Annotated in this window: 39 protein-coding genes; 3 read left to right on the top strand and 36 right to left on the bottom strand. The window is 52.0% G+C overall.

Annotation, left to right across the window (positions count from 1 at the left end):
- Positions 1 to 33: 33 nt before the first annotated feature.
- The 16 genes from J7438_RS06935 to J7438_RS07005 all read right to left on the bottom strand — a co-directional run bounded on the left by J7438_RS06935 (position 34) and on the right by J7438_RS07005 (position 8,164).
- Positions 34 to 270 (bottom strand): hypothetical protein, encoded by a 237-nt coding sequence (locus tag J7438_RS06935; RefSeq protein ID WP_209275966.1) that lies wholly within the window; start codon positions 268 to 270, stop codon positions 34 to 36.
- Positions 271 to 273: 3 nt separating this feature from the next.
- Entirely contained in the window at positions 274 to 678 is a 405-nt protein-coding gene (locus J7438_RS06940; RefSeq protein WP_209275967.1) for a hypothetical protein, read from the bottom strand.
- Complete coding sequence (locus J7438_RS06945; protein ID WP_209275968.1) at positions 675 to 839, bottom strand: hypothetical protein; 165 nt, start codon at positions 837 to 839, stop codon at positions 675 to 677. Before J7438_RS06945 ends, J7438_RS06940 begins: the two co-directional genes overlap by 4 nt.
- Positions 836 to 1,726, bottom strand: a complete 891-nt coding sequence (locus J7438_RS06950) for a hypothetical protein (protein WP_209275969.1) — start codon at positions 1,724 to 1,726, stop codon at positions 836 to 838. Before J7438_RS06950 ends, J7438_RS06945 begins: the two co-directional genes overlap by 4 nt.
- Complete coding sequence (locus J7438_RS27615; protein ID WP_286196449.1) at positions 1,723 to 1,848, bottom strand: hypothetical protein; 126 nt, start codon at positions 1,846 to 1,848, stop codon at positions 1,723 to 1,725. Before J7438_RS27615 ends, J7438_RS06950 begins: the two co-directional genes overlap by 4 nt.
- A 59-nt stretch (positions 1,849 to 1,907) precedes the next feature.
- Complete coding sequence (locus tag J7438_RS06955; protein ID WP_209275970.1) at positions 1,908 to 4,661, bottom strand: toprim domain-containing protein; 2,754 nt, start codon at positions 4,659 to 4,661, stop codon at positions 1,908 to 1,910.
- A complete protein-coding gene (locus tag J7438_RS06960) occupies positions 4,648 to 4,857 on the bottom strand; it encodes a hypothetical protein (protein WP_209275971.1) in 210 nt (69 codons plus the stop codon). The genes J7438_RS06955 and J7438_RS06960 overlap by 14 nt, the downstream gene beginning before the upstream one ends.
- 71 nt (positions 4,858 to 4,928) lie before the next feature.
- Entirely contained in the window at positions 4,929 to 5,111 is a 183-nt protein-coding gene (locus J7438_RS06965) for a hypothetical protein (RefSeq protein ID WP_209275972.1), read from the bottom strand.
- A 133-nt stretch (positions 5,112 to 5,244) separates the two neighbouring features.
- Positions 5,245 to 5,490 carry a hypothetical protein gene (locus J7438_RS06970; RefSeq protein ID WP_209275973.1) on the bottom strand — a complete coding sequence of 82 codons (246 nt, stop codon included), beginning with the start codon at positions 5,488 to 5,490 and terminating at the stop codon, positions 5,245 to 5,247.
- Positions 5,480 to 5,809, bottom strand: a complete 330-nt coding sequence (locus tag J7438_RS06975; protein ID WP_209275974.1) for a DUF7673 family protein — start codon at positions 5,807 to 5,809, stop codon at positions 5,480 to 5,482. The genes J7438_RS06970 and J7438_RS06975 overlap by 11 nt, the downstream gene beginning before the upstream one ends.
- The gene (locus J7438_RS06980) at positions 5,806 to 6,129 is read right to left on the bottom strand and encodes a carbon storage regulator (RefSeq protein WP_209275975.1); all 324 of its coding nucleotides are present in this window, start codon (positions 6,127 to 6,129) and stop codon (positions 5,806 to 5,808) included. The genes J7438_RS06975 and J7438_RS06980 overlap by 4 nt, the downstream gene beginning before the upstream one ends.
- An 11-nt stretch (positions 6,130 to 6,140) precedes the next feature.
- Positions 6,141 to 6,476, bottom strand: coding sequence for a hypothetical protein (locus J7438_RS06985; RefSeq protein WP_209275976.1), 336 nt, complete (start codon positions 6,474 to 6,476; stop codon positions 6,141 to 6,143).
- The gene (locus tag J7438_RS06990; RefSeq protein WP_209275977.1) at positions 6,473 to 7,078 is read right to left on the bottom strand and encodes a tyrosine-type recombinase/integrase; all 606 of its coding nucleotides are present in this window, start codon (positions 7,076 to 7,078) and stop codon (positions 6,473 to 6,475) included. Before J7438_RS06990 ends, J7438_RS06985 begins: the two co-directional genes overlap by 4 nt.
- Positions 7,071 to 7,310 carry a hypothetical protein gene (locus J7438_RS06995; RefSeq protein WP_209275978.1) on the bottom strand — a complete coding sequence of 80 codons (240 nt, stop codon included), beginning with the start codon at positions 7,308 to 7,310 and terminating at the stop codon, positions 7,071 to 7,073. Before J7438_RS06995 ends, J7438_RS06990 begins: the two co-directional genes overlap by 8 nt.
- Positions 7,311 to 7,314: 4 nt before the next feature.
- On the bottom strand, positions 7,315 to 7,800 hold the full coding sequence (locus tag J7438_RS07000) for a phage regulatory CII family protein (protein WP_209275979.1): 486 nt from the start codon (positions 7,798 to 7,800) through the stop codon (positions 7,315 to 7,317).
- A 181-nt stretch (positions 7,801 to 7,981) separates the two neighbouring features.
- On the bottom strand, positions 7,982 to 8,164 hold the full coding sequence (locus J7438_RS07005) for a hypothetical protein (RefSeq protein WP_209275980.1): 183 nt from the start codon (positions 8,162 to 8,164) through the stop codon (positions 7,982 to 7,984).
- Between the two features lie 219 nt (positions 8,165 to 8,383).
- On the opposite strand from J7438_RS07005, the gene J7438_RS07010 reads away from it, so the two are divergent.
- Together J7438_RS07010 and J7438_RS07015 are read left to right on the top strand one after the other, a co-directional pair.
- Positions 8,384 to 9,160: a hypothetical protein gene (locus J7438_RS07010; RefSeq protein WP_209275981.1), complete on the top strand. Its 777-nt coding sequence runs from the start codon at positions 8,384 to 8,386 to the stop codon at positions 9,158 to 9,160.
- Positions 9,161 to 9,176: 16 nt separating this feature from the next.
- Positions 9,177 to 9,524, top strand: a complete 348-nt coding sequence (locus J7438_RS07015; RefSeq protein ID WP_209275982.1) for a hypothetical protein — start codon at positions 9,177 to 9,179, stop codon at positions 9,522 to 9,524.
- A 7-nt stretch (positions 9,525 to 9,531) separates the two neighbouring features.
- Here the strand turns inward: J7438_RS07015 and J7438_RS07020 are convergent, their stop codons facing one another.
- Complete coding sequence (locus tag J7438_RS07020; protein WP_209275983.1) at positions 9,532 to 9,741, bottom strand: hypothetical protein; 210 nt, start codon at positions 9,739 to 9,741, stop codon at positions 9,532 to 9,534.
- 169 nt (positions 9,742 to 9,910) lie between these two features.
- Here J7438_RS07020 and J7438_RS07025 point away from each other — a divergent pair, with 169 nt between their 5' ends.
- On the top strand, positions 9,911 to 10,261 hold the full coding sequence (locus J7438_RS07025) for a helix-turn-helix domain-containing protein (RefSeq protein WP_209275984.1): 351 nt from the start codon (positions 9,911 to 9,913) through the stop codon (positions 10,259 to 10,261).
- A gap of 94 nt (positions 10,262 to 10,355) precedes the next feature.
- Here J7438_RS07025 and J7438_RS07030 read toward each other — a convergent pair whose 3' ends face one another.
- From J7438_RS07030 to J7438_RS07120, 19 genes are all read right to left on the bottom strand, one after another.
- Positions 10,356 to 11,366 (bottom strand): contractile injection system protein, VgrG/Pvc8 family, encoded by a 1,011-nt coding sequence (locus J7438_RS07030; RefSeq protein WP_209275985.1) that lies wholly within the window; start codon positions 11,364 to 11,366, stop codon positions 10,356 to 10,358.
- Between the two features lie 8 nt (positions 11,367 to 11,374).
- Complete coding sequence (locus tag J7438_RS07035; RefSeq protein WP_209275986.1) at positions 11,375 to 11,581, bottom strand: tail protein X; 207 nt, start codon at positions 11,579 to 11,581, stop codon at positions 11,375 to 11,377.
- On the bottom strand, positions 11,581 to 11,967 hold the full coding sequence (locus tag J7438_RS07040) for a phage tail protein (protein ID WP_209275987.1): 387 nt from the start codon (positions 11,965 to 11,967) through the stop codon (positions 11,581 to 11,583). The genes J7438_RS07035 and J7438_RS07040 overlap by 1 nt, the downstream gene beginning before the upstream one ends.
- Positions 11,967 to 14,132 carry a phage tail tape measure protein gene (locus J7438_RS07045; RefSeq protein WP_209275988.1) on the bottom strand — a complete coding sequence of 722 codons (2,166 nt, stop codon included), beginning with the start codon at positions 14,130 to 14,132 and terminating at the stop codon, positions 11,967 to 11,969. The genes J7438_RS07040 and J7438_RS07045 overlap by 1 nt, the downstream gene beginning before the upstream one ends.
- Positions 14,133 to 14,162: 30 nt before the next feature.
- On the bottom strand, positions 14,163 to 14,531 hold the full coding sequence (locus J7438_RS07050) for a phage tail assembly protein (protein WP_209275989.1): 369 nt from the start codon (positions 14,529 to 14,531) through the stop codon (positions 14,163 to 14,165).
- A 61-nt stretch (positions 14,532 to 14,592) separates the two neighbouring features.
- The gene (locus J7438_RS07055) at positions 14,593 to 15,105 is read right to left on the bottom strand and encodes a phage major tail tube protein (RefSeq protein WP_209275990.1); all 513 of its coding nucleotides are present in this window, start codon (positions 15,103 to 15,105) and stop codon (positions 14,593 to 14,595) included.
- 44 nt (positions 15,106 to 15,149) lie between these two features.
- On the bottom strand, positions 15,150 to 16,310 hold the full coding sequence (locus J7438_RS07060) for a phage tail sheath C-terminal domain-containing protein (RefSeq protein WP_209275991.1): 1,161 nt from the start codon (positions 16,308 to 16,310) through the stop codon (positions 15,150 to 15,152).
- A gap of 104 nt (positions 16,311 to 16,414) precedes the next feature.
- Positions 16,415 to 16,882, bottom strand: a complete 468-nt coding sequence (locus tag J7438_RS07065; RefSeq protein ID WP_209275992.1) for a DUF4376 domain-containing protein — start codon at positions 16,880 to 16,882, stop codon at positions 16,415 to 16,417.
- A gap of 50 nt (positions 16,883 to 16,932) precedes the next feature.
- The gene (locus J7438_RS07070; RefSeq protein WP_209275993.1) at positions 16,933 to 18,033 is read right to left on the bottom strand and encodes a hypothetical protein; all 1,101 of its coding nucleotides are present in this window, start codon (positions 18,031 to 18,033) and stop codon (positions 16,933 to 16,935) included.
- On the bottom strand, positions 18,030 to 19,070 hold the full coding sequence (locus tag J7438_RS07075; protein ID WP_209275994.1) for a phage tail protein I: 1,041 nt from the start codon (positions 19,068 to 19,070) through the stop codon (positions 18,030 to 18,032). The genes J7438_RS07070 and J7438_RS07075 overlap by 4 nt, the downstream gene beginning before the upstream one ends.
- Positions 19,067 to 19,957 (bottom strand): baseplate assembly protein, encoded by an 891-nt coding sequence (locus J7438_RS07080; protein WP_209275995.1) that lies wholly within the window; start codon positions 19,955 to 19,957, stop codon positions 19,067 to 19,069. Before J7438_RS07080 ends, J7438_RS07075 begins: the two co-directional genes overlap by 4 nt.
- On the bottom strand, positions 19,954 to 20,307 hold the full coding sequence (locus tag J7438_RS07085; protein WP_209275996.1) for a GPW/gp25 family protein: 354 nt from the start codon (positions 20,305 to 20,307) through the stop codon (positions 19,954 to 19,956). The genes J7438_RS07080 and J7438_RS07085 overlap by 4 nt, the downstream gene beginning before the upstream one ends.
- Positions 20,307 to 20,951, bottom strand: a complete 645-nt coding sequence (locus tag J7438_RS07090; protein WP_209275997.1) for a DUF7217 family protein — start codon at positions 20,949 to 20,951, stop codon at positions 20,307 to 20,309. Before J7438_RS07090 ends, J7438_RS07085 begins: the two co-directional genes overlap by 1 nt.
- Positions 20,952 to 20,962: 11 nt before the next feature.
- The gene (locus tag J7438_RS07095) at positions 20,963 to 21,508 is read right to left on the bottom strand and encodes a phage baseplate assembly protein V (protein WP_209275998.1); all 546 of its coding nucleotides are present in this window, start codon (positions 21,506 to 21,508) and stop codon (positions 20,963 to 20,965) included.
- On the bottom strand, positions 21,501 to 22,037 hold the full coding sequence (locus J7438_RS07100) for a hypothetical protein (protein ID WP_209275999.1): 537 nt from the start codon (positions 22,035 to 22,037) through the stop codon (positions 21,501 to 21,503). Before J7438_RS07100 ends, J7438_RS07095 begins: the two co-directional genes overlap by 8 nt.
- On the bottom strand, positions 22,030 to 22,524 hold the full coding sequence (locus J7438_RS07105) for an HK97 gp10 family phage protein (protein ID WP_209276000.1): 495 nt from the start codon (positions 22,522 to 22,524) through the stop codon (positions 22,030 to 22,032). Before J7438_RS07105 ends, J7438_RS07100 begins: the two co-directional genes overlap by 8 nt.
- The gene (locus J7438_RS07110) at positions 22,518 to 23,135 is read right to left on the bottom strand and encodes a hypothetical protein (RefSeq protein WP_209276001.1); all 618 of its coding nucleotides are present in this window, start codon (positions 23,133 to 23,135) and stop codon (positions 22,518 to 22,520) included. Before J7438_RS07110 ends, J7438_RS07105 begins: the two co-directional genes overlap by 7 nt.
- Positions 23,135 to 23,428, bottom strand: a complete 294-nt coding sequence (locus J7438_RS07115) for a hypothetical protein (protein WP_209276002.1) — start codon at positions 23,426 to 23,428, stop codon at positions 23,135 to 23,137. The genes J7438_RS07110 and J7438_RS07115 overlap by 1 nt, the downstream gene beginning before the upstream one ends.
- The gene (locus J7438_RS07120) at positions 23,421 to 23,930 is read right to left on the bottom strand and encodes a hypothetical protein (RefSeq protein WP_209276003.1); all 510 of its coding nucleotides are present in this window, start codon (positions 23,928 to 23,930) and stop codon (positions 23,421 to 23,423) included. The genes J7438_RS07115 and J7438_RS07120 overlap by 8 nt, the downstream gene beginning before the upstream one ends.

Below are 23,930 nucleotides of genomic sequence, written 5' to 3' on the forward strand. Positions count from 1 at the left end.
TTGCTCCCAGGCAAAACCCTGAGAGCACTCCAGTTATTCACCGCAGTTCTGACAAACCGACGACTGAACACCATCTTCATCTGCCGGCAACCAGTGCCCCCACACTGCGCATGGATCCAGAACCGCAATTTCAGAGTCCAGCTCATCCACCTTGTTATCAACCAGAATCACGTAGTCAGTGGATTCTGATTCACCAGGAAGAACACCCTCAACAATGTGAACTCCAAGGTGCTCTGTTCTGGTGTAACTTTCCAAATCACGAATTTTCATCACTCAATACCCCCAACGCTCGTTTTCTCTTTCCTCTTCTTCCTTCGCCAATTCGGCCTTGTATTGCTTCCTGGCTTTTCTAAGCAGTGCCTCCAGCTTCTTAATGACTTTCTCCCAGTAACCTGAGCCCCATTCTTTACCCACGCCTTTCAATATTGAGTTGCAGGTCACGTCCAGCGATTGAAGTTCGGAGTGGTTCACCACCAGAAACGGCTTGAGCTGAACTTCTCCCCGAAACTCTGCTTCCATGAAAAAGTGCAGGTCATCGGTGCGATACTGGCCACCGATACCACCCTGCCAGTGGTAACCTGCAATATCCGGCTCAAACCGAACCGGGAATGGCTTATCCTGAACCTGACCCTCGTAGTACTTTGATTCGGGCCTTACGTTGGCAAATACCTTTGTCATGATTGCTTCTCCAGTTCTTCCAACAGTTCTTTGATCTTTCCCAAAAACTCCAGGTGCTCCACCTTCCGACGGTGTTCTTCAGGGCTTCGGGTTTTTCTTTGCTGCACCACTTGCAATTCAAGGCTGGTTTCCAGCAGTGCTTTCTCATTGACCTCCATCACACCACCTCCCCGATCACCCGGAACCGTTGCCCATCCTTTACCAGCCGACCATCGTCTTTCAGGGCTTCATAGGCCTGCTTCACTTCATCGATCATCTGGCGCTGGCTTGGGTGTTCACCAAACTCACCGGAGAGAATCCGTTGCTGCAGCACCGCTATCCACTCCACTGAATCAAGCTGATTCACCACCGATTCAGGCTGCTGCACTTCTGCTGCGGTGAGTGATTCAGTCCTGCTCACCATGCCCAGTGCCAGCAAAGCGGTGTAATCAATAAGTGCAGCCATCACCACAAAGGTGGCTAACCGGGCTTCACGACTGACACCGGTCAACATTGCCTGCAGGCTGCCTGCTTCTGCACCACTGCTCAGGGTCTGCTGTTGCTGCTGCTTCAGTTGCTGCATCAGTTCGTCACGCTGCTGATACAGTGGCGTGAGTTTGTCGTTGCGCTTATCGCTGCGATCCCGATAAATGGATGCAACATCTTTTTCAGAGGCCGACAGCATCACGTCAATCTGACGATTCCGGTCTTCAATCTCTCGCTGGATCTGCTGCACGGTGAATGAGCTGGCGACCGAATCGACCTGCTTATGATTCAGCTGGGCAACATGCTGCTGCCAGGCGGATTCAAGAAAAGCCGCCGTTGCGATAACCGAACCCACCAACAGCACCCAACCCATCCGCTGCAGTCGCACATCTTCAGATCGGGCGAAAAGGTATAGGCAACCTTGCAGGGCAATTCCGGTAATGGTGGTCATGGTCAGTTGCACATCGGTCATGGGCAGGCTGACCAGCAGCAACACCAATGCACCGGTAGAGACCACCGCCAGTGCCACCCCGAAACCACGCAGGCACACCACCTCAAAATGTTTGAGCACTACGCCGATCATGGGATTGCCCTCGCCATCCGAACAAACGCCAACACCTTTCTCAAACGGCGCTTTTTTCTGTTAAGCTGCTCTCTGTGCCGACGCTGATATTTCAGGAATACCTGTTCATTGAAATCAGACATGAAGTTTCTCCTTCTCGTTGGTACATGCCTCGGGTGGCCGCCCGGGGCGCTTTCTTTTATTACAAGTGGTCAGGAATCTCTTCCGGTAATACCGGGCTCAAGCCAAACTCTTCCAGCTTCTTCAACGACAGCCCGCACATATGGGCAACCCGCTTACCAGCAATACGGCGTTCCTTGTCGTCAAACTCCGGCAGAATCACACCGGCCTTTTCCATCTGCTTCTTTAATACCCGGTCACTCTTTACTGGCAGTGCATCGTACTTGGGGCGCAGTGATTGGGTCTGGCTGAGGTACTGCATCAAATGTGCGGTACGGACAAACAACAAAACATCATCGCCGTTGCGTTCAAATTTGAATGGCCGGTCATACTTTCCGGCATCGATCTCGCCCAGGATGATTTCCATAATCCACACCCAGGGCTCCCGATCGGAACTGGTTTCCAGAATGTGCTGATTCATGGTGCGTACCAGGTCGGTACCAAAATCACCGGTATTTCTTGGCATACCTGCAAACTCACACAACAGGTTCCAGGCTGTAGCCAGTGCTGCGTAATTCCCCAGCATTCGGGCAGCACCGTTGTCTTCTACCGTGCTGGAGCACTTGATCATGCAGTAATCACGACAGTCGTTGTAAATCTCCATGACCCGGCTACGACCGACACCGGCCAGAAACTTCAGCCACTCCCGCACCGGGAATACCGGCAGGTTCTCAGAAAGCATGTCGCCACGGTGTTGCAGCTCAGTCCGTACCACCTTGCCCAATAGCGATTTCACCGGCACATCTTCACCGGCCAGCAATACAGGGGCAGACAACACAAACTCGGTCATCTCCGAACCACGACGGTTGATGGTGTACTGGTAGGTTTCCTGCAGCAGTGCCACGGCTTTATCAATCACATCCTGTCGTCTGGCTGAAATCTCTTCCCAGCCCACCGGGTGAGAGGTATGGCTGACCGCTGTCACCAGTCGGAATTCCGTCTGCAAACTCTGACCAGAGAACATGGTGAAGCCAGTAGTGCGCTCCAGTCGTTTAATCAAAGTGGATTTACCGGCGCCTTTATCGGCCTGCATCACCATATGAGGCCAAAAGCCCAGATAGGTTTTCAGGTGCCCACCGAGAATCCAGGCGAGTGCCATCATGGCGGCATTCTGCTCAAAGGTTTTCTGGTAGGCATTCATCACCAGTGCTGCATCACTGGTGGGGCCGGATGGAAATTGCAGGTTATGGTAGGGGCACTGCTTTTCCGGTTCGGTGAAGTAACAGTCAGGCCCTTCGTTCAATACCGGCTTACCATCTTTAAAGGCCAAACCCACAAAGTTCAGGGCTTCACGACCACCGATATGGGTAGCACGTTCCATAATATTGAGCATCCGGCTGAACTGGGCTGGCTTATAGATGGCACCACCAAACGAGCGCCACTTTTCAGGGTTATACAGCTGCTCATCGGTGAATACCTGGCGGACTAATTTGTTGCCATGTCGGGCGCTCTGCACACTGCCTGCAAATACGACATTGGGCTGGTTATCTTTTTCACCACTCATGGTGGCATTGGCAGATTGGATTTTTACCCGAGACAGTGCCGCTACCCGAAAACCACACAGGTCTTCATTGACCAGATGACTTTCACCTTCTTTATCCGTTACCTCTTTCTGGAATCCGGTGAAGTCTTCCTTTACCCGGAACTGCCAGTACTTGGCATAATCGTGCTCTGGCAAAAACAAACGTGGCTTGCCTTGGGTGGCGGGTTTGTTGTCGCCACCATTGCCCGACAAACCGGGAATCAACCAGGGCTCAAAGTTCTTGATAGCACGGCGCAGGGTTTCAACGCCTTTTTCTTTCAGTATGTCGTTCAGGTCGTTCAACTCATCCCAACGACTCTGGTCAGCAAAATGAGAAACAATGTTCAGACCGGTCAGGATTTCATGGATTGCCCAGGCTGCCAGATCGCCAGCGCAGTAACCCTGTTTGGGTCCCTTTTCGATGGGTTTATCATTGTCCATCGCCACCACAACCCGCTTGCCCTGCAGCAGTGACCAGTTCTTTTCATTGAGGTTGGAGGCACCCATCACCGCCAGAGCGGTCCAGCCTTTCAATTCACCGCATTTATGAATGGCACTCTCAACACTGAGGGCATTAATAGGCGACTCCACCAGTACAACCGTATGAGCCGCTTTCAAATTGCCGTGATTGATGGACCAGAACGCCGGCCCTTTATTGCCGTGGCAATGGTTCTTTACGCCACCGTTCAGTGCCGCATCAAAATAACGGTACTCCAGGCAATTCACCCGACGGCTGGCGAAGTCCTTGCAGATAAACGCCACCGCAGGGCCGCCATGAAACTTTTCGCCAGCGGGTTTGCTTGTGGTGTAATCGGAATAACCAAGTGTTTTACTGCTGATCCCGTACTCAATGACTTCTTTGAGAATCTTACGCTCATCAAACAGGTAACCGGTGCAATCGTTGGCACGCTTCAGGCACTGTTCTGCCAACCACTCTTCCTGGGATCTTTCAACCCGTGCCATTTTGTCTTTCGGAATGTTGAATTCATGGTGCAACCAGTCAGCGGCTTCGTGCACATTAGCTGCACGACCTGCCTCAATCACCAGGTCAATACAGCTGCCTTTGGCACCGGTAGCGTGATCTTTCCAGCCCTTGCCACCGGCAAACACGGAAAGGGAAGCGTTTTGCTCTTCACGGCTCGGGGAAAAATAGACGGCGTTGCCATTCTTTCCCCCGCTGTGCTTTTTCATGTCCAGCTTTTCAGCCACATCATTGAGATCAATCAGCTCTTTCAGGTCTTCAATACTTGCCATCGACTGCCTCCAGGTCTTCCGCCTTGAGCAGTACATCTCCGTCAAAGTGATCTTTCAGGGATTGGAACTGAGGGTCACTGAGCAGTGCCGCCAGCTGATGGTTGTTTTCCTTGATGTTTCGCCATGCTTCCCGTCGTTTCTCCGGGGACAGCTGTGACATCCTGACTAATCTCAGGGTTGGTGTTCGAGTCTTCATTGTCATTCCTGACCAAAATCAGCAGTTATCGGGTTGCTTTCTGATGCTGTCTGCCAACAGCCTTTCAAAACTCAGCGGGTTTGGTTGACCTGTTTCACCCGTTCCGCTTCGGGCTTTTTGCACTGGTACACACCGGGGCAACGATCTTTATCATCCCAAAACGCAGGCCGACACTTGGCGGCATGCTGGCACTTGGGGAACACCGCACCGGGGTAAAAGTGACAACGAAACCCAAGAAGATCATTGCTTTTCATGGTTCTGCCTTTTTCGCTGTTGCTGCCGAATGGTTATGGAACACTGTCGGGCGCTGCCACGGCCAATCAGGGTTTCCTCGTCCTGCTTTTTTTCCCACCAGTTCGTAGCCTGGCCCTTTCGGGTTATTGCGAATTACGAACATAGTGGGATTGCCTTCTTTTTTTGCTGGCTGCCAGCCCCCTTGCCGGTGTGATAAATACTCCGGTTGATGTCGTTCAGCAGCCTCAGCATCAACCGGCTTTCATCATCAGAGAGCGCACCATCCAAAGTGAGGTGCTGCTGGCGAATGTGGTTGAGCATTCGACCAAAGACACCGGCTTCGGCGCTGGAGATTTCCAGCCGTTCAATCTCGTAATCATGCTTGATGTCAGCAACCATAACGCTCTCCCCGACTCACAATATGAAGATGATCACCCCAGCGTTTTGCCAACGTCGGGAATGGATTGTCATTAACGAACAATTCATGGGGTTCAATACCGTGCTCAACCCGAAGCCGGATAATCAGCATGGCGGCCTGATACAAACGGTCATCCAGCACGCACAAATCCCGAACGCACAAATGGTAAGTGCCACCGTCATGGCAGCTGAGCAATACCTGAGCCGCAGCCTCAGCACCGCCGGTATCACTAAGGGCTACATCCACCAGTGGCTGAACGACCTGACGGGCTTCCTGATGAATTTTGCTGAGGAGTCTCATGCCATCACCGCCTTTTTCAGCTCGATACCAGGTTCATGAATACAGCTGTTCATCTGTAACCAGAGTTCTTCCCGCCAGATCGCCACATCCTTCGGTGCCTCAATGGCCACTTTCACCTGATTGCGGTGGTTGGGGATGGTGGTGATGGTCAGTTCCTTATCCGAAAACAGGGGCTGACCAATGGAGCGATTCATCACCGCAATCCGATTACCGGCTTCCAGGGAGAACTTCACCGTCCGATCACTGAAACCCAACACGGTGAGTCGGATATGCTTACCGATGCGCAGGCTTTCCCCTTTTTTCCTTGATAGAACCAGCATGGTTTTTTCTCCTACAGGTTATGAAACGTATTCACGGCATTGGCCGCATTACCCCAGCCACTGACATTGGTGCAGGCTTCTTCCAACAGATTGTGCACCTTGCGCATGTTGTCTCTGTCGAGCTGATAGAGGTCGAAGATTTCCACCTTCTGGCGGTAAACCAGCCCGACAAACACTCCGGCCATGGCTTTGGCAGCCGTGCAATAGGGGTGGTCAATCAACACAAACTGGAGTACGTCCTGAGCCGCTTTTGGCAGGCCTGCCATCACTGGCTGAAAGTAAGCCTTGCGGTTTTCCCGCTCAGTCAGATCAACAGTGTCGATCACATTCATCGCAACGGCGCTCATACGGTGTACCTCCCGAACGTGTCCATCTCCTGTTTATCAGGGCGGGTATAAATAGCGGTGGTTTTGGGGTCGTCGTGGCCCAGCCAGAGCTGCACTTTCATCAGCGTTCTGCTTACATCGTCACTGGCTTCAACCTGTCGTTTTGCCCAGGTGTGTCGCCACCAGTGAGGGGAACCGGCAATACCTGCCTTTTTGCACCAAAGATTCATCCGATGTTGAAAGCTGCGAATGCTCATTCCCTGCTTATTTCTGGAGATGATCAAAGGCCGTTGTTCAAAGGTGAGATTGTCAAACCCATGGCCAGCCAACTGTTTATGAATACGCAACAGGTTTTTCAGTGCATCCATAATGATCTTTTTGCAAAACAGATCCTGTCGCTTATTACGCTTGTTGATCTCCGGGCGAATCACCAGCCGTTCACGGGCAATGGCACTCTGGGCATCGCCTACGGTCAGGCCAGACAACACACAAACCCGCACAGCGGTATGACGGGCCAGCACCATCCACCAGTAATCCCGCTCGGCGTAAATGTCCGACGTGTACTGTCGAACGGTAGAGAGCAGCAGTTTTTCTTCCTGCTGGGTGAAGTAGTTTTTAAACATATTTTTCGCCTCCGACGGCTTCCTTATGTTTTGCTCCCTGTCTGGCCATCATATGAAGGATTCTTGCCAGTACCGGGTCACTCATACATTCCTCAAAAGAGAGGTTCAGGCCGGATCGATGCCAGGCAGAACGCAACATGGCTTCATCAGGCACTACCGGAATTTCAAAACTGCACTGCGCTACCACTTTTCTGGGTGATGTAAACCACCGGTGTTCCCGTCGCAGTGGCATGGCTTCAACCCTCGTCGATCAGGGCTTCAAGCCGAGCCTGAAACTCAAAGAACCAGTGGATCTGCTCCATTCCCTCCTGGCGTATGCGATCGAACTCATCACGGGATATACGACCATCCGCCAATGCTAAGGAGACTTCACGGGCCACATCACCGATCTCTCCATGCCACCGGGCATACAAATCCAGCAACTCCGTATCACTGGTGGCGGAGAAGTCCCCAAGGTGAATAATTGAATGGTTCAGGCACGCCGCAATGGCTTCCAGCATCTGGAAATCATTACTGATGTGCATGATGTAAATGGCATCCAACAGCCCCAGCTTATGGTGTGGCTGGGAAGGATTAATCTCATTGGAGAGCACATTGGGCGCCTTGTTCAGCAGCTGCCCCATGGCACGGGCACCACCGCTAAAACGGGAGACGGTGCCCTTCATGGCTTTTTTGACCAGCGTCGTATCTGGCAAGCCATTGGTTGGATTTATTGTGTTCACGTAACACCTCCATGCTTTTCACGTAGAAAATCAGGAGGCAGCGGTCTACGCTATTCTCAGAGGGTTGTTATTTGTTAACATACCCCTGAGGCTAAAGTGTTCGAGCTGCTGCGTTGCTACCCTGCCAGGTAGTGACCGATGCCTCCGGTGTTCAGGACCTGCCAGTCCTGAACACCATCATTCAAACCTGCCTGGCAATGCCAAACTCTTTCTCTGCCAACTCCACTGCACGTTTCATCAGCAATCGAGCCATTTGTGACTGAGGCCGGTCATCTAACGTCGCCAGAGTGCCAATCCTTTCCTTAAGCTCTTTAGAGCGGAAGGCGACAATATCTGTTTGCGACTTTTCATTTTTCTTAGGCATAATGCTGTATTTCCGTTTACAAAGTTATCTAAAGTTCACACCGTTTAGGAATGTTAACAGCGTTAAGTTAACTTTAATTCCTAAATTTAGGAACGTCAACTCAGATTGGCTCTTTTTTTTATGAATGATTTTAAGGATCGACTTTCATCAGTCCTCTGTGGTCGAAAACTCTACCCTTGGGCAGCCTCTCTCGGGATCTCCAGAGGGGCAGCTGAAAGCATGAATAAAGGGAATATTCCGGGTTCAGAGATACTGACGGCCATCATGCGTAAGGAGAACGTCTGCCTCACCTGGCTGGTGTCCGGTGAAGGGAAAAGATACAGCGTTGATATGCATGAGAGTGATGCCGAGCTTGCTGAAAAGCTCAGAATGCATGACATCGTTGGCAATAAATGGAATGTCGCCGTTGTTTTCGACAAGACCCGTCTGGTTGTCTGTCTGGCAAGCCCCACCACTTATATCTACAAAGACAAGCAGATCGACTACATCACCCATGAAGTACTCACAGGGCCTGTTGGTTTTGAAACTCAGGAGGTGTTGTTGGATTGTTTTGAACGGACAAAGCAGATTCAAGATGAACCAAAGTCTCACTGGTGGTTTTCCAATGTCGGTTCTAAATATCTGGACCCGCTTATCCAGGGGCGTATAGGCCCCATTGCAGCATTTGGGGATGGCCCTGAGTTCGGTCAGAAAATAAAAGTAGCCCCGATGCTGCCTGTTGCCCGGCTTGATGGTGAACTGGAACCTATGTTCAGAGGATTAAGACTGAATATCGAAGAAGAGGCCGATGCCCAAAGTGAAGACGTTGCATCGAAAGAACTGATGCAGGCGGTGATCACACTGGTAGAGCAAACAGCCCAGATTGAAGATATTGAACTGAGCATTGAACAGAAAGCCAAGGTATATACCGCTGTCTATCGTCATGCCCAGAAAAAAGGAATGAATCATACCCAGCTGGATCCTGTGCTGGCCACAAGCTTACTTGATGTTCTTTAAACCCAAGGAAACTGTCATGAAAAAAGTATTCATGCTGATATCGTCCATCCTTATGGTTGCCTGTTCATCTCCCGATCCGGAACTGGTTCGATACTGCGATTATCATAAATCCCTTAATGAGATCAGCGCATCGGCAGAGAGAATGTTTCCAGATTCACTGAAGCCTCTTACCGTTGAAGAAATGCAGATGCCTGAACATAAACTTACCTATGAAGAAAGAAGACAATGGGTAGATAAAGAGTCGCAGAAAATAAGAGATGAATTTGGTATCACTGATTCATATGAATTTGAGCAAAATGCCTATAAAAAAGGCTGGTTACCACTCACCTGTAAAGAACAGGGCATCTGGAAGCAGTCCAATTAATCTGTAATCAATAACCTCCTTTCAACCAGTGCAACGTATCCACACGAATAACAGACAGCTTCTGCAGCCGTTGCACCGGGTCTTCAATCTTCTCTGCCTGCACCCTGCGCATTAACAAGTCTTTCGCCGATCTCAGCACTGCCAGCTCATGAACGTCAATTTCGACGGTTTTCTTTGGGTGGTTACAGCCTTTCAACATGCCCATCTCCGAAATCATTAACTGTATGCTTAACCAGTATATTGAGTTAAGTCGTTGTATGACAAGACCAAATATTTAGTTAGGTCGTACGTGCACGTAACTTTTCCCAAAAGTTCACGTGGGGAACAACAAAAACGCTGTCTATTTTTGATCGACATCAATAAAAATCTGGCCGACCAAGAACTCAATGGCAAAAAAGACAGCTCAGCCAGCAGAGAAGAACCTGCGATGTCGGCTTGCCAGGGAACTTGCCGGTATCACGATAGAGGAAGCCGCCCGAAAACTGGGCAGAGGGGTCAGTACCCTGCGCAGCTGGGAGAGTCCCACCGGTGGGGCACCAAGGGATTACGATGATCTGGTGAATATGTGCCGTCTGTACGGCATCACGACGGATTGGTATCTGGAAGGAAGGGAGCCGATGTTCCGCACAGAGGCCCGTTTGTCGGAACCTCTGACCGAATTGATAGAGAAGCTGCCCGGCCTCACCGATCAACAGTTGGTTGTGCTGAACCAGCTGCTGGAGATGATCATCCGGTAAGGGCTAAGGTTATAGGACTCCTGTTAATGATATGAATAACCGATGCTTCGCAGAAAGCAGCTTGCCAAACACTCCGGCCTCCGTGCCGGATTTTTTATGCCTGCAGTGCCGGTATCCGCTGTGGATACTGCTTTGGCGCACTGGCGGTAAAATTCATCCAGTAGCCGCTACCGTCCTGAGTTTCTGTGAGAGAGGTAATCACCCATAGCCCGTCGATCTGCTCCCGACCGTGCCCAATCACCTCAACCATTCGCTCCGCTCTCAGTTCCGGATTCCCCGGCATCCGGCTCATGCGAAATTCAAACTGCTTGCGCTCCAGTTTGATCAGTTCCGATTTCACCGCAGCTACTGCCAGTTCACGGTTTTCATAACGGGTGGGTAACATCTTCTGGGGCTGAGCGTCGGAGGTGGCTACGGTTTCCTGCCCACCGTCCACCGCAAAATGTGCCGCTACCGATGCATAGTGGTTACGGCCAGAGAGTCGAACCGTTCCCCGTGTTTGTTGATTCAGGAGAATAGGCACTGGTGGCAAGTCTTGCCCTGAGACATTCCGACCATCCCCTTTGGCGAAGATAACCAGTTGATTATCCGCCGGTTTTAGCGTGCCACCGTAGAGCTCCACCAATCGGGTGAGCATATCCGCATCGGACTGGCTTTTCTGGTCGTGGTACTCCACCACTTTGGCTTTCAGATCGGCGCTCATATTCAGGGTAAAACCGTTACGACTGGCAACGGTCTGGGCAAGATCGCCCAGGGTCACCTGTTCCCAGGTCTGATCTTTTGGTGCAACAAAGCTGCCACGCATTCGGGCAGCACTGGCGGTAATGGTGATTTGCCGTGTCGGGAAGCCCAGCACCACATCATCAATGGAAAAGAGGCCACGGTATTGCAGCACGGCTGGCTCTCCCGGCTTCTGGTAGCCGGTCCAGATTTGCAGTTCACTCTTTTTGGCAGGGAAGGCCAGCTGCCCATCATCATTGAGGGTTATGGTCAGGCTATCGGAAGAGAGCCCGGCCTCATCGGTAAGTTCCAGGCTGACAAAGTAACGGTTGTATTCAGTGGTGCGGTCGGTGCCATTGATCACAATTTTTCGGGCTGGTTGCATAGTCGTTCCTATCCAAATAAATCAATTTTGGTGGAGCTGCCTTTGGGTGCCAGTACCGGCAGCACAATCACCAGTCCGCCAGGCAATAGCAAGCCATATTCACACAGTTTCGGATTAGCGTTGTACACAGCCTCCAGTGCGCCCCGTTGCCCTTTGTAATACTCATGGCAGATGGCATCGAGCATATCATTCTGTTTGGTGGTGTATCTGGCCATTAGCTGGGGTACTCCATCAGGCTTAAATCGAAGTCGATTTTCAGGGGTACGCCCCGATCATGGAATTGGCTCTGGATCTCTTCTAAACGACTGATTGCCCATAATCCCAAATCATTACCCAGCCCATCCACCAATCGCTGCGGTGTGCCACTGTCGCCCATGGCTTTCATTTTGGGAACCTGCCCAAGCCCACCTTTGTAGTGTGGGTAAATGGTGCCATTCATACTGACTTCCTGCAGATCGGGGCCAATATAATCCAGCCCCGGTTTCCCGCTGGCGGTGTCCTTTTTTGCCCAGCGCCATGAAGCCACTTTACGCAGTCGTTGATAGGCGGCAGTATCCACCGAAAACCGGAAGTCACCCAATGCCAGCATTGTTTTCGCCATCAGGCATTCCCCAGTGAGTAGTTATCCATCAGGCTGAGTTCGGATTTCAGCCGTTGTTTTTCGAGCACCTTCTCCACTTCATCCGCTACCTGCACCGCTAACTGTTGGCTGCTTTGTCCCGGTTGTTGGGTGATCTGGATCGGTACGCTATTGGTGATCTGTCGGGTAACCGCTGGCGTATTGCTACCGGTTCCTGCGATGGCTTTTGGTCGGGCATTGGCTCGTTTTACTTCCTGTTCGATGGGGTTCATGGCACCACCCACTTTACCCCCAAGCCATTCGCCACCCATGCCGCCGAGAATGCCACCCAGAATACCGCCCACTGCCGTACCGATAAGCGGAACCACAGAACCCATGGCAGCACCGGCAGCGGCTCCCGCAAGGGCACCACCCATACCACCCACATCAGAAGAAACAGCTTTGGCTTTTTCCGCTCTGGAGAGTCCATCGTCACTGAGGGTTGAACCTACGGAAAGCGCACCACCGGCCAGCATCAGCGGCATGGCAGCTTTGCCCATCAGTTTCATGGCTCCGGAACCGTGCCTGCCCCACTGGGTAAGTCGGCTGGCTCTGGTGGTTGGTCTGGCAGACGATTTGGGTAAGCTGCCAGAGTAACCACTGCGACGGGCTGACGATGAGCCGCCCATTCCCATACCAGCTCCCACACCGCCCGGAAAATTTGTAACAAAAACAGGCTGCACGCCACCGGCAGAAGCAAGAGCACCACCAATACCGCCAGCGGCACCACCGCCTTTTTTACCACGTACCATTCCGGCAATGGATCGACCTGCTCCCAACACCCTACGACCAATCGCAAGCCCACCCAAAGCCAATGCACCACCGGCAAGGGATTTCATAATGGTTTGCACCGTGTCCGGATCAAGACTGTTCATGGCATCAGCCAGTGCCTGAATGGGTTCGGCCAGTGAACCATCGGCCATTCGACGCCAGGCATTGGCAAAGTTATTCATGGCTGCGGCTGCGGTTTGGGAAGCTCGGGAAGAGTCCGCCATGATCTGTGTGCCATCGCCCTGAATACTCATGAACTTATCCAGGGAAGCAAAGCCACCAGTTTTCTGATATTCCGATGCCAGCACATTCACCAATCGACGGGATTCATCACCAAACACTTCCGAGAACTCAGACACATTACCGTTGGTGGCTTTGACGATTTCTTTCAATACCTGGGGAATGGATCGGGCTTCTTCTTTACCCTGTGCCAGTTTTTCAGGGTCAAACAGTTCAACCCCCAACCCTTCCAATTTATCCCGATTACTCACCAGATCCCGCAATGTGGCTTCAAAAGCCGTTGCTGCAACATCGGCTTCACCAGTACCCATCATGGAAACCTGCAACAGTGCACCCATCTCCTGCACTGCTGATTTACCAGTTCTGCCCATGGAGGCATAAGCCGCCGATACTCTGGAACCTTTACTGGCCAGAGCCTGAAGGGTAAATGCACCTTCTTTACCCTGAACCACCAAAGTATCCAGCTGGGCCAGCATCTCACCGGCGTTGGTGATGCCGAATTTCTCCGACATATCCGCCACCATTGCGCCCACATCCTGCCCGGCTGCTCCGGTGGCCTGCAGCGTCATGGCGATATTGGCAATGTTCCGTCGTGCTAGATCAAGATCACCGGTGCGTTCCACAATCTGTTCAATGGCGCCCAGTACCTCCAGATCGTTCACCCGGATTCCCTGTCTCTGGGAGATGGCAAAGACTTCATCCTTCAGTGCCTTTACCTTGTCGGAACTTAAACCGGCCTGAATGCCCAGTCGCTCATAACGCTCTGAAAGGGTCACTACTCCACGGGCTACTGCCGCACCTCCCAGTGTGCCGCCCACGGCTGCCCATTTATTGTCTACAGCATCCAGACCTTTGTTCATGCCCTGCAACGACATCCGAAAAGCCCGGTTCTGATGGGCAGCCTTGGCAATATTCTTGCTGTAGTCCATCACCCGGCGGGTCTGTTTACCCAGGGTGGAGCCCAGTCGATGATGAACCTGTTCAAAACGGGCAGTCTGGCGGGTGTCCCGTTCCATGCCTTCGGTCATGGTGCGACGAGCCGCCCGGGTATCACGCCCCAGACGGTTCATATCACGGGTTGCCCTTGGGTCTACCTCCGCACTGACTCGAACACTGACATCGTTATTTTGATTCATCCTGCAGCTCCTTCAGGTCGTTGTCCGCCTTCAGCCAGCTGAACAGTTCGTGGATGGGGAGGTCAGCAAGTTCTCTGAGGCTGCTTCCCCCTGCCGCTTTGGCAACAGCAAGGCATGCTGCCCTAAGAATTCCGACAGGGGCAGAAGAAAAAGCTCGAAAGCCTTATCCAGCTGGAGGTAATCGAAATACGGCAGTGACTTAATAAACTCTTCTGTGGTGTCCGTCAGGTTGGCATAGAGCAACACGTCCTTGTCATAGGGTGTTGAGGTGGATTGTTCTGCCACAATCACATCGGTTGTGGTGGGTGGTCGCATGGTCAGCTCAGTGACCGGTTTGCCACCCAGATCGGCAGGGGTTTGCAACGTGATCGGAATCGGCAGATAGCGTAATTGGCTCATGGTTTACCTTCATTGATGACAAAATAATTCTGGTACCGACACCCATGCCGGTACCATCGGATCAGATACCCAGTGCATCGTTAATACCGGCACGCATATCCACGCCGCCGACAATGGACTTGCCCCCTTCGATATCAATATCCACAAGCACTTCGCCATTGCGCTCCATCTTGATGGTGCTGATATCCAGCGTCAGTTCCAGGGTGTTCTGTTTTTTCCGTTCGATGGTGTCAGGGTCGAAGCCTGAGAGTTGGGCCGTCATCTTCACCACCAGGCTTTCTACTGCGCCACGACCAGCCAGCGCACCCCGGAAGGTAAAGCTGCGCTCTTCGCCATTGCGAAAACGCATCAGTTTGATGATTTGCGGGTCGTACTCCGCCATGGTGACGGTGGACTGCATCAGCTCAAACAGTCCCATATTGATGTTGATATGCCCGGCCATGCCGCCAGCGGTGAACTCTTCCATCACTTGCTGGAACGGGGGCAGTTTGACACTTGTGGCCTGCCCGATCTTGCCCTGTCCATCCGCATACCAGGCGTAATCCACCAGTAGTTTTGGGATACTCTGTGCCATTGTTGTTGCTCTCCTTGGTGATGAATCCGGAAAGCACCGTCCCCTTAGGAGAAGATGCTTTCGGCGTAGTCGTTAATGAAGTGACTGGTCACCACAATGGCCTGGGCAATGCCCGGTGGGGTGAAGTCGTAATCGAGATAGAACTCTCCGGCAATGATGGTGTCTGGGGTGTTCAGATCAGGGTCTGCCCACGCTGTGCCGCCCAGCAGATTACCGGCACGAACCTGTCCGGCCAGAAAGACGTTTACCTGTTCCACCACATCTTCAACGAAGGTTTTATTGAGCTTGTTATCCCGTGCCCACTTCAGGGCTTCGGCAATGGCATCCAGAATGATGTCGTTGATGCGTACATGGCTGGAGAACTGCCACTTCGGATCATCGGAACAGCTCAGGTTGCCCCAGGTGCGATAGCCGGTGTCGTTGATTACGGTGCTGATCTGGTTGGCGTTCAGCACGTAGGCGGTGCAGGTGGTGTCGCCATCCACGTAATCCACTGGAATATCGGTGCCGAGAATGCCGTTAATGCGCTGGTTGGAGGTGGAGCTGGAGAACTCTTCGCCCACGGTGTTGTCTTTCAGTACCCGAATACCGGCCTGCATGGCAGACATGGGCACCACTTCACCTTTGACGTTGATCACCCGTGGCCAGCAGCCTTCAAAACGCTGGCTGGCAAAGTTCTGCCGGTAGGCCTGGGCTTCTTCTGCCTTGTTGCCGGGGCAGTCGTAATAGACAAAACCACGCAAGCGGTCAGCCATGGTTTGCAGTTTGGTCGCCGCAGACTGTTCATGGGTGAAACCCGGCGCAATCAGGATGCGGGGTTTGAAGCCCAGTACGTTCTGCACATCGGGAATCAGCTCCATGCCGGTTTTGGTGCCATCGGCGTTGATGGTGCCAACCACATTGGTGAGGGTTTCGGCGTCGGTTTGTCCTTCCGGTACCACAATCACAGCGATGATGGCCCGAGCCTGGGCAAAGATCACTTCCATGGCGGGCAGCAAGGTGCCACGACGATTTCCGGCGGTATCCAGCTTGGCCATCATGGTCATGCTGCCGTGGTTGATGATCACCTTGTTTTCTGGGAACACTTCCGAATCCGCATCGGGAGCGGTACCCACCATGACAATGGGTGCGGTCGGGGCAATGGTTGTGGGGCGCACACCACCGGAACCGGTAGCGGGGTAGATGCCGTGTCTGAATTGTGACATTGCTGTCTCCTGCTCTGTGAGCGTTGAGATCGCAATACCTTCAACGGCTTCTGCGGGGCTTTTTGTGTATGTTACTGCTTGTTGTTACTGCTGTTCAAACGGCTTTAGGGGGCCGGTTTGATTTCTTGCCCGGATGGGTCGATTTCTTCCGGAATCCAGAGCTTTTCCTGTTCCAGCCCTGCTGCCCTGGCTGCCCGTTTCAGTTGCTCGGCGGTGACCATGGCTACAGTGTTATCGGCCAGAATCCAGCGAATGGTTTCATCGGGGGATTCTGCCAGTGCTCCGGCTCTGGCCATACGTGACTGGCTGGTTTCGTCACCGTCGAAAAGCATATCGTCGATTTCTACGACAATGGCGTCTACTTTTGCCTGACGGTCGGCTTTCCATTGGGCGTGTTTTTGTTTTTCCTGCTCTTCTGGGGTTGGGGGTGGGATTGGGACTTCTTCTGGCCATGGACCTTTTGCAGATGGTTTCCATTCATAACCTTCTCTGGCTGGACGAAGAAACCATTCTTTTGCCATTTCAGGCATACCATCTTTATGGGTACACCCCTCCGTAATGAATTCTTTCAACTCCTTATCCCATCGAGGCAAACTGTTGTTTTTCGGGTCATAAAAACACATTAGGCTCTCCCCACCACTTCCCAATAAAAGCTTGCTCCAACCAAAACCTGCGCTGACGCTTGATATAAACCCGCCAATCCTCCAGCTGTTGGTTGGAACATGATCAAGACATTCCACTGAACACCACCGCCACCAATCGACGGCACAGCCATACCACCAATAACTTCAGTTATTGGTACAGGGTATGGCCTTGCTGGCAATCCATGTTGAAAAAAACCACCAACCTGACCATGCCCGATAGTGCTATTGAATGTCACATAGCCAAACTGGCGGATAACTCCAGTATCCCAAATTTCATAGTGCCCATTAGCATTCTGACCTCGTGACACAATATAATCACCAAGCCCCTTGATACTTCCAACTTCGTGTTCATGAGGGGCTGAGGGAAAGATAGACGACTCTTTCCATTTATTCAGATAATACGGTACAACCGCCCGTTTCTTATCAATGCCAGCCTTTGTTTCTGCATCATTAGCAACTTCAATCTGTCCAGCCTGCGTCTCAGAGGCTGAACGAGTCCCCGCATCCATCGCAGCTTTAACCGCCGCACTATTAGCAGGCGTTGTAGTACTGCTGGAATTAGTCGCACTGGATAACTTCTTCTTCAGCCAGTTCCATAACTTCAATGAAGTAATGAAACTCAGATCATCCTCACCCGCATCCACCTTCGCCTGACTGGCAATGGTCGAAGCCCCCATCAGTGTTTCAGTGGCATGGGGCATATACATCGTCACATCACCAGACGGTGCTACCGATCCGGGTGCGGCACTGATATTCACCTGCTCCGAGAGCATCATGGTGGTATCTGGCCCTTTACTCTGAATCACACCACCGTCGTCCAGCTGCATGGTGGCGTAGAGTTCGCCGGTGTCGCAGATAAACTCCATTTTAGTGATGTCGTAGGATTCGCCCGGTGTGTTGTCGATGGCGACCACATAGATTCGACCAGGTTCAATCACCTGCACCCCTTTCATGGGCAGTCGTTTGATTTTGGTGGCGCCGTTGAACAGATCAACATCACTTAACGTGGCACCACTGAAGCCATTGGCCTGTGCATTTATGGCGGCATCGATGCCGCTCTGGTGAATAACGAGACTCACTCCCAATACCCCCTGTGCATAACGGTAATCTGTAGATGGGTTTGCAGTTCCAGCGGTGCGGCCTGCACGGTGCCCACGGTGACTTCAAAATCACTGCGTAACGGTTTGGCCTGATTGATGGCGCTGATAATGTCGTTTTGCAGATCGGAATCCGGACGGAAATTAGCAGTGGTGATGGTGCCCGGTGCGTTGTCTGGAACGCTCTCGCCTTCCAATTGGAGGCTCCAGCCAGACTTCCCTTCAGTAAAATATGGATTGCTTATCAACTGTTGGTTATCAAATAAGTCCCACAGCTCAACCTCTGCGACTTGCGCCAAGCCACTACCAGAGTAATTAACAATAAAGTGTGGTCGAACATAAACCGTACCTTCCCTGAATGAATTGTCGGTGATATCAATTCCGGAGACTTCTCCTTCAAACGTCACCCAACCATCAACAGGGCTAACAGATACGGCTTTAGCAGCACAATGAACTCGGGGATAACCACCAATATTGATTCCTTGATAGGCGGAATCCAAAACGGTAACGCCAGCATAAAACTGGCCGGAACCTTCAATTTTTCGAGTTTTTATTTTTAACCTGTAAACCCTGCTCGTTCTGATCGGAATTGGGTCAGAGCCATAAATAAAGTACTGCCCACTGATTTCATAAACCGGCAACTGTCGCTCATTATCCTGGGCAGAAATATCCACGCTGAAGGAGTGCGGTTCACCCTTTGGCGTTGTTTGCCACCATTCAGTGATATAGGCCGTTGTACCAAAATGGGCAATGGCATCTTCCACCGCTTTTCGGCTGCCTTTGATGCGGTGCTGGTAAAGTGCATCTTTTACCGTCTGGCGCTTAATGTGTTCCGGCCAGCTGTCGTCCCACTGGTCAACGCTGAAGCTGTAAGCCAGAAATGGCAAAAACTCTACGGGGCATTCATCCGCATTCCATAACTGGCGATAGGGCACCGGCAAGCGGTCAAACCGTTCGGAGACTGCGGCCAGTGCTCTTTCCTGTGGCGTTGCTGACGGTGGCAATATCTGTTCGGTCATATCGCCTCCTGAGTCAGTTCAATGGCTGCGCAGTAGGCCGCCTGAAGATCAGACACACTGATTTCCGCATCCGGTTCATGGAGTACCACACGCACCACACCGGGTTGTTGCAGTGCGCCATAAATACCCGAAAGGGGAACCAGTACACCAATACGATGGAGTGATTCCACATAGGTTTTCACCGCCTCACGGCAAGCTTCAATCACTGAATCCGCACCCGGCCCCGGTGCCACATAAATGGTTGCCCGAACCCGGTAGACAATAATCTCAGCAGATTGGATAGTGAGTTCATCAGTCATCTGCCGTACATGGGACTGCATCATATAAGTCGTTGAGGCACTCAATAAATCCGCTGAAGCGGTGCCATCCCCTTCATGGGAAAGCAGCGGTATCAGTACCTGACCTTTTGCCGGGCTTTTCGGTTTTGCGGATTTCACCCGTTCATCGGAATTGAGTGCATGGTAAAGGTAAGCGCCTTCGGTACCGGCGTTACTTTGCCCTTCCATGGAGAGCTGAATGCGATAACGGAAAGCATCATCACTCTCCATCACTTTCGGTCTGGGCGGAATGGCATCCGGATCGCCTTCATCCAGCGTCAACCGCTCTTCATCCCAGAAAGCAGCCAGATTATCCAGATCTTCATCTTTGGCATAAGGCAGCAGCACAGCCAGCAAACCTTCATTAATCCGCTGCCTGAGTTTCTGTTCTCTGGCGGTCATCACCAGTTGCTGGTTATAGGACGGATCGCCCACCCGCATATTGTCCGCCAGCTCAGGGTCGAAGTTGCGCAGGTCTTCCATCTGCTCGGCAAAGATCGCCTCACTGTCCAGCTCTTCAATCGCTTTCGGTGGCGGCAGTTTGCTGAGATCAATCACTGAAAAGCTCATAACCGTATGCCCTCCAGTGTTACCAGCTCACCATTCACCAGGTATTCACCTTCCAGATCCACCACAACCTCGCCATTTTCCAGATCACCGGAGAGCACCGTGCGATGCAGTTTGAATTCATCGAAAATCTCATTGGCCGGGTCTGCCAGAGTGGCAGCGGTTTCTGCATAGATATCCAGCCTGAAATCATCGGTCACCTTGGCATCGATCAGTTCCGGCATATTGGAACCCCAGCTACGGCGCAACAGCAGTGAGCCTTTGCGGGTTTTGAATAACCGGTTGATGCGCTGTTTCAGTTCTTCCAGCCCGGTGAGCTTTCTGCCGGTGTGCTGATCCATGCCCACTGCCATCAGAGAAACTCCTTGATGTTGTCGGGCAACACCTTGTCCATCACGGCTTGGCCGCAAGGGTCGTTCCACATGGATTCGATACTGATCACCATGCTCATATTTTTCAGAGCGGCAAAGGCCTCTTCAATGAATTCCAACTCTGCCTTGATCTTGTCTGCCAGTACGCTGGCACTGGCTTGCAGTTCGGAGGCAAGGGTGCCGATCATCGCCACCAGTTCCGATTCCGACATGGAACCACTGATAAAATCTGTGATGGCAGAAGACATCTGCCCGATAACGCCCCCAATGGCAGACATCACCGAATCCACGGCACCGGTGATGGAACCCATCATCGCTTCGGTATTGAGACAGCTTGGGGGAATCTGATCGACATAAGATTCCACCTGCTTCGCAGTCTGGGCGATGGATGATCTCTGGATGGCGTTATCCACCTGATCCTGTGCATGGTTGGAGAAATTGGTAAATGTGCCCTGGCACTGTTCAATGGTGGTGATGTGTTCACTCAGCCCTTCAATGGGCAGGGCTTTCAGTTTGGTTACCACATCGCCACTGTCACCGGCCAATGTGCTGGCAATACCCGGCACCGGGCTGACCGCACTGGCGCCCGCTTTGACTGCCTTGAAAACATCGATATTAAATTGCACCGGTTGTCTCCTTACATTTGCGGGTCGGGTGGTGGTGAATTGCCGTTTACGTGTCCGTTGTACTGGTCACGCATTAACTGCATGGTGCCTTTTTTATCCCGCACTTCTTTATGGCTGGTGATGTCTTCTGTGACTTCCAGTGGCCCATCCAGCAGAAAGCCGCCTTTGGCCACCAGTTCTACCGTGCCTTCATTGGGTAATGTGGCTTTCAGTGAATGACTGTTGCTGTCGTATTCAATACGGGCACCGTCTTTCATATCCCGTACAAACTTATCCAGGTCACTCTCCGGCTGTGGGTTCTGGTCGCTGTGTATGGCGCAGATAATCACACCATCCCAATTCCCACCGGGCAGCAGACACAATACCTGCTCGCCTTTTTCGTAAGGGTCCCAGCTGCTGGCTTTCAGGGCTCGTCTTTCACCGTGGCGTAGCCACCATGATTTGCGCTGTTCATCAAAGGTCACCCGATAGCGCAGTGGGTCAGCCTGAACCTCGTCAATGGTGCCGATCTGGATCATGGACATCAGGGCACGGTGGATGGTGGAGAGATCAATCATCTTTGCTCTCCATCAATTCATCCATAGGGATATAGTCATCCTCATGGCCAAAACCGATCTCTGGCTCCAGCCCCACATAAACATCAGACGGTGAATCACTGCCATCGTCCCAGCGATTGTCCGTAACGGACAAATCCACCGGTCCATAATCACACTCAGCCACATACCACCCACAAGGGGCTTCCACCTGCATACTGGTGACGATATTGCGAATGGATAGCAGTGCACCGTCGTCGGATTCGCTGAAGGCTTTCAGCTCCTTTACCAGTTCCAGTTCCTGTTGCTCCACTTCGTGGCCTTCTGCCCGTGCATGGAGTTCGATCAATCCATAAATCAGTAATTTCAGACTGCCCTGATAGGCGTTGTCTCCGGGGTTTTCGCCACGGTAGAGCACACAGTGGATGCCCTGTTCTCTCAGTTTTTGGTGATACTGCTCCCGATCTTTCCAGGTGCCGGTCACTTTTCGGTGTGGCAATCGGTCAGTGAGGAACTGGCGAATCTCGTCAATGATGGTCATGGAATCAGACAAAACCGGACTCCTTCAGTGCATTGCTCACGGCACTGTGCATCAGGCCTGTGATTCGATCCCGTTTGGCATCCACCGCAGGTTCCATATACTTCTGAGGTTCTGTGCCTTTACGTGCAATGGATCGGCGAATCATAAACGCCAGATCCTGTTCATCGTGCTGTGGATTATTTGGGGTGATGCGTTTGACTCTCACCCAATCCAACACGCTCTGCAGGCTGGGCGCACCACCGGGGCCTGCACCGTTTTCCACATAAACGCCGTAATCCACATTGGGGCCGACGATACGGGACAGCTCACCATCCACCCTTGAGCGAATGCTGTTGGTCAGTGTGGTAAATGCTTTGGGGGCAAAGCCTCGGGCATCCCGACTCAACTCTGCAGCACCACGGCTCACCGCTGCTTTCAGCCGATGGCGTAAAGCACCCGGTGCTTTCTGTACTGCTTTTTGCAGTTGGTCATCGTCCAGAGTGATATCAAGCTTCAGCATGATGCCCTCCGTTCCCAGTCTTCCAGCAGAATGCGATAGAGCGCCGCAGGCACCCCGCCTTTACTGGCACCGGACACCGCATGTTTGGCACTGACGGTTTTATCAACATTGCGCATGGAGAGCCACTTCATGGCTTCTGCCTGGGCACGTAACAGCAGCAGACCACGCTCACTTTCAGATACGGTGGTTTTGCTGCCATCTTCATCGATGTGATGGTTGGCAAAATAAAAGAAACGGAATTCGGTACCCATCAAACCAATCTGGCCACCGGTGGGAATAAACGACAGAACAAGGTATTTCGGTGAACCATCAATCACGGAAACATCAGGCAACTGACGTGGATAACCGGGCTGCCATGGCTTCATGGTTTTGCGCTGCTGTTGTCCCCAGGTGCTGAGTTTGAAGTCCATCAGGTCTTCCGGTGCCAGATAGATATCTTCACCGAGGCGCAACTGAATAGAACCCACCAGAGTACGACGGCGCACCCTTGCCAGATCTTCCGCAGCGATGGTCAGCAGCTGGGGCAATTCGTCAAGGAACAGGCCAGCGGAATCCATCAGGGATGTTTTCAGGCTCTCGGTAAGTTGTTCCAGTGACATGGTTGCGGTCATTAACGATTCTCCAGCTTCTGCAATGCCCGGGTGACATTGACGTTTAACTCACCCAGTTTTTCCTGCAGATGCTTGCTGTCTTCCCGGTAAATGGACTCAAAGGTTTTAAACTCCGCCTCAATGGTTTCGTCTTTGTTTTTCAGGGCGGTAATCGCACTGGCATTGAGGGAAATTTGTATTTGCATCACTGTGTATCCAGCGACCAGAAACAGCATAAACGTGATGAGTTGTATCAATGTTCCAAGGTTTACTGTCGGGTCGTACTTCACGAGTGGTTTCCCATGCTCAGCCATCTTCGGTACTCCTCTGAAAACTGGCCCCGAAGAAAAACTGCAGAATGGTCGCCACAATGGTTCCCAGGATAAAACCCAGAATGTTGTCTGCGAATCGAATGTTCTCTTTCGGAATTTCAATAAAGGTAATGGCGCCAAGGTAAACGCAGACGGTCACCGCCCAGAACCATGCAAATCGGTAAATAAAGAGACGTGCTTCAGGATCGGACTGTTTCAACGCCTGAACCTGCATGGCTCTGGCATTGGCACGATCTGAGTTTGCCAGTTCAAGCAATCGTTCTTTGTGGCTGAGTAATCGCTCTTTCAGTTCAAACGCTTTCGCTGGGTCTTGTTGAATAACCGACAGGGCATCTTCCGGTTTCTTCTCTCCGGTCATTCCTGATGCAAGGTCTAACACGTCTCCGGCAACCTGCGCCGCTTTGGAGCCACCGAGCAAATCACCGAGCCAGTCAGAAACACCGGTGACATCAGCAAGTTTTTTGGCGAGTGCAATAGTGGCCAT

This window comes from Thalassotalea sp. G20_0 (genome assembly GCF_017744175.1).
GTDB lineage: Bacteria > Pseudomonadota > Gammaproteobacteria > Pseudomonadales > Endozoicomonadaceae > Endozoicomonas.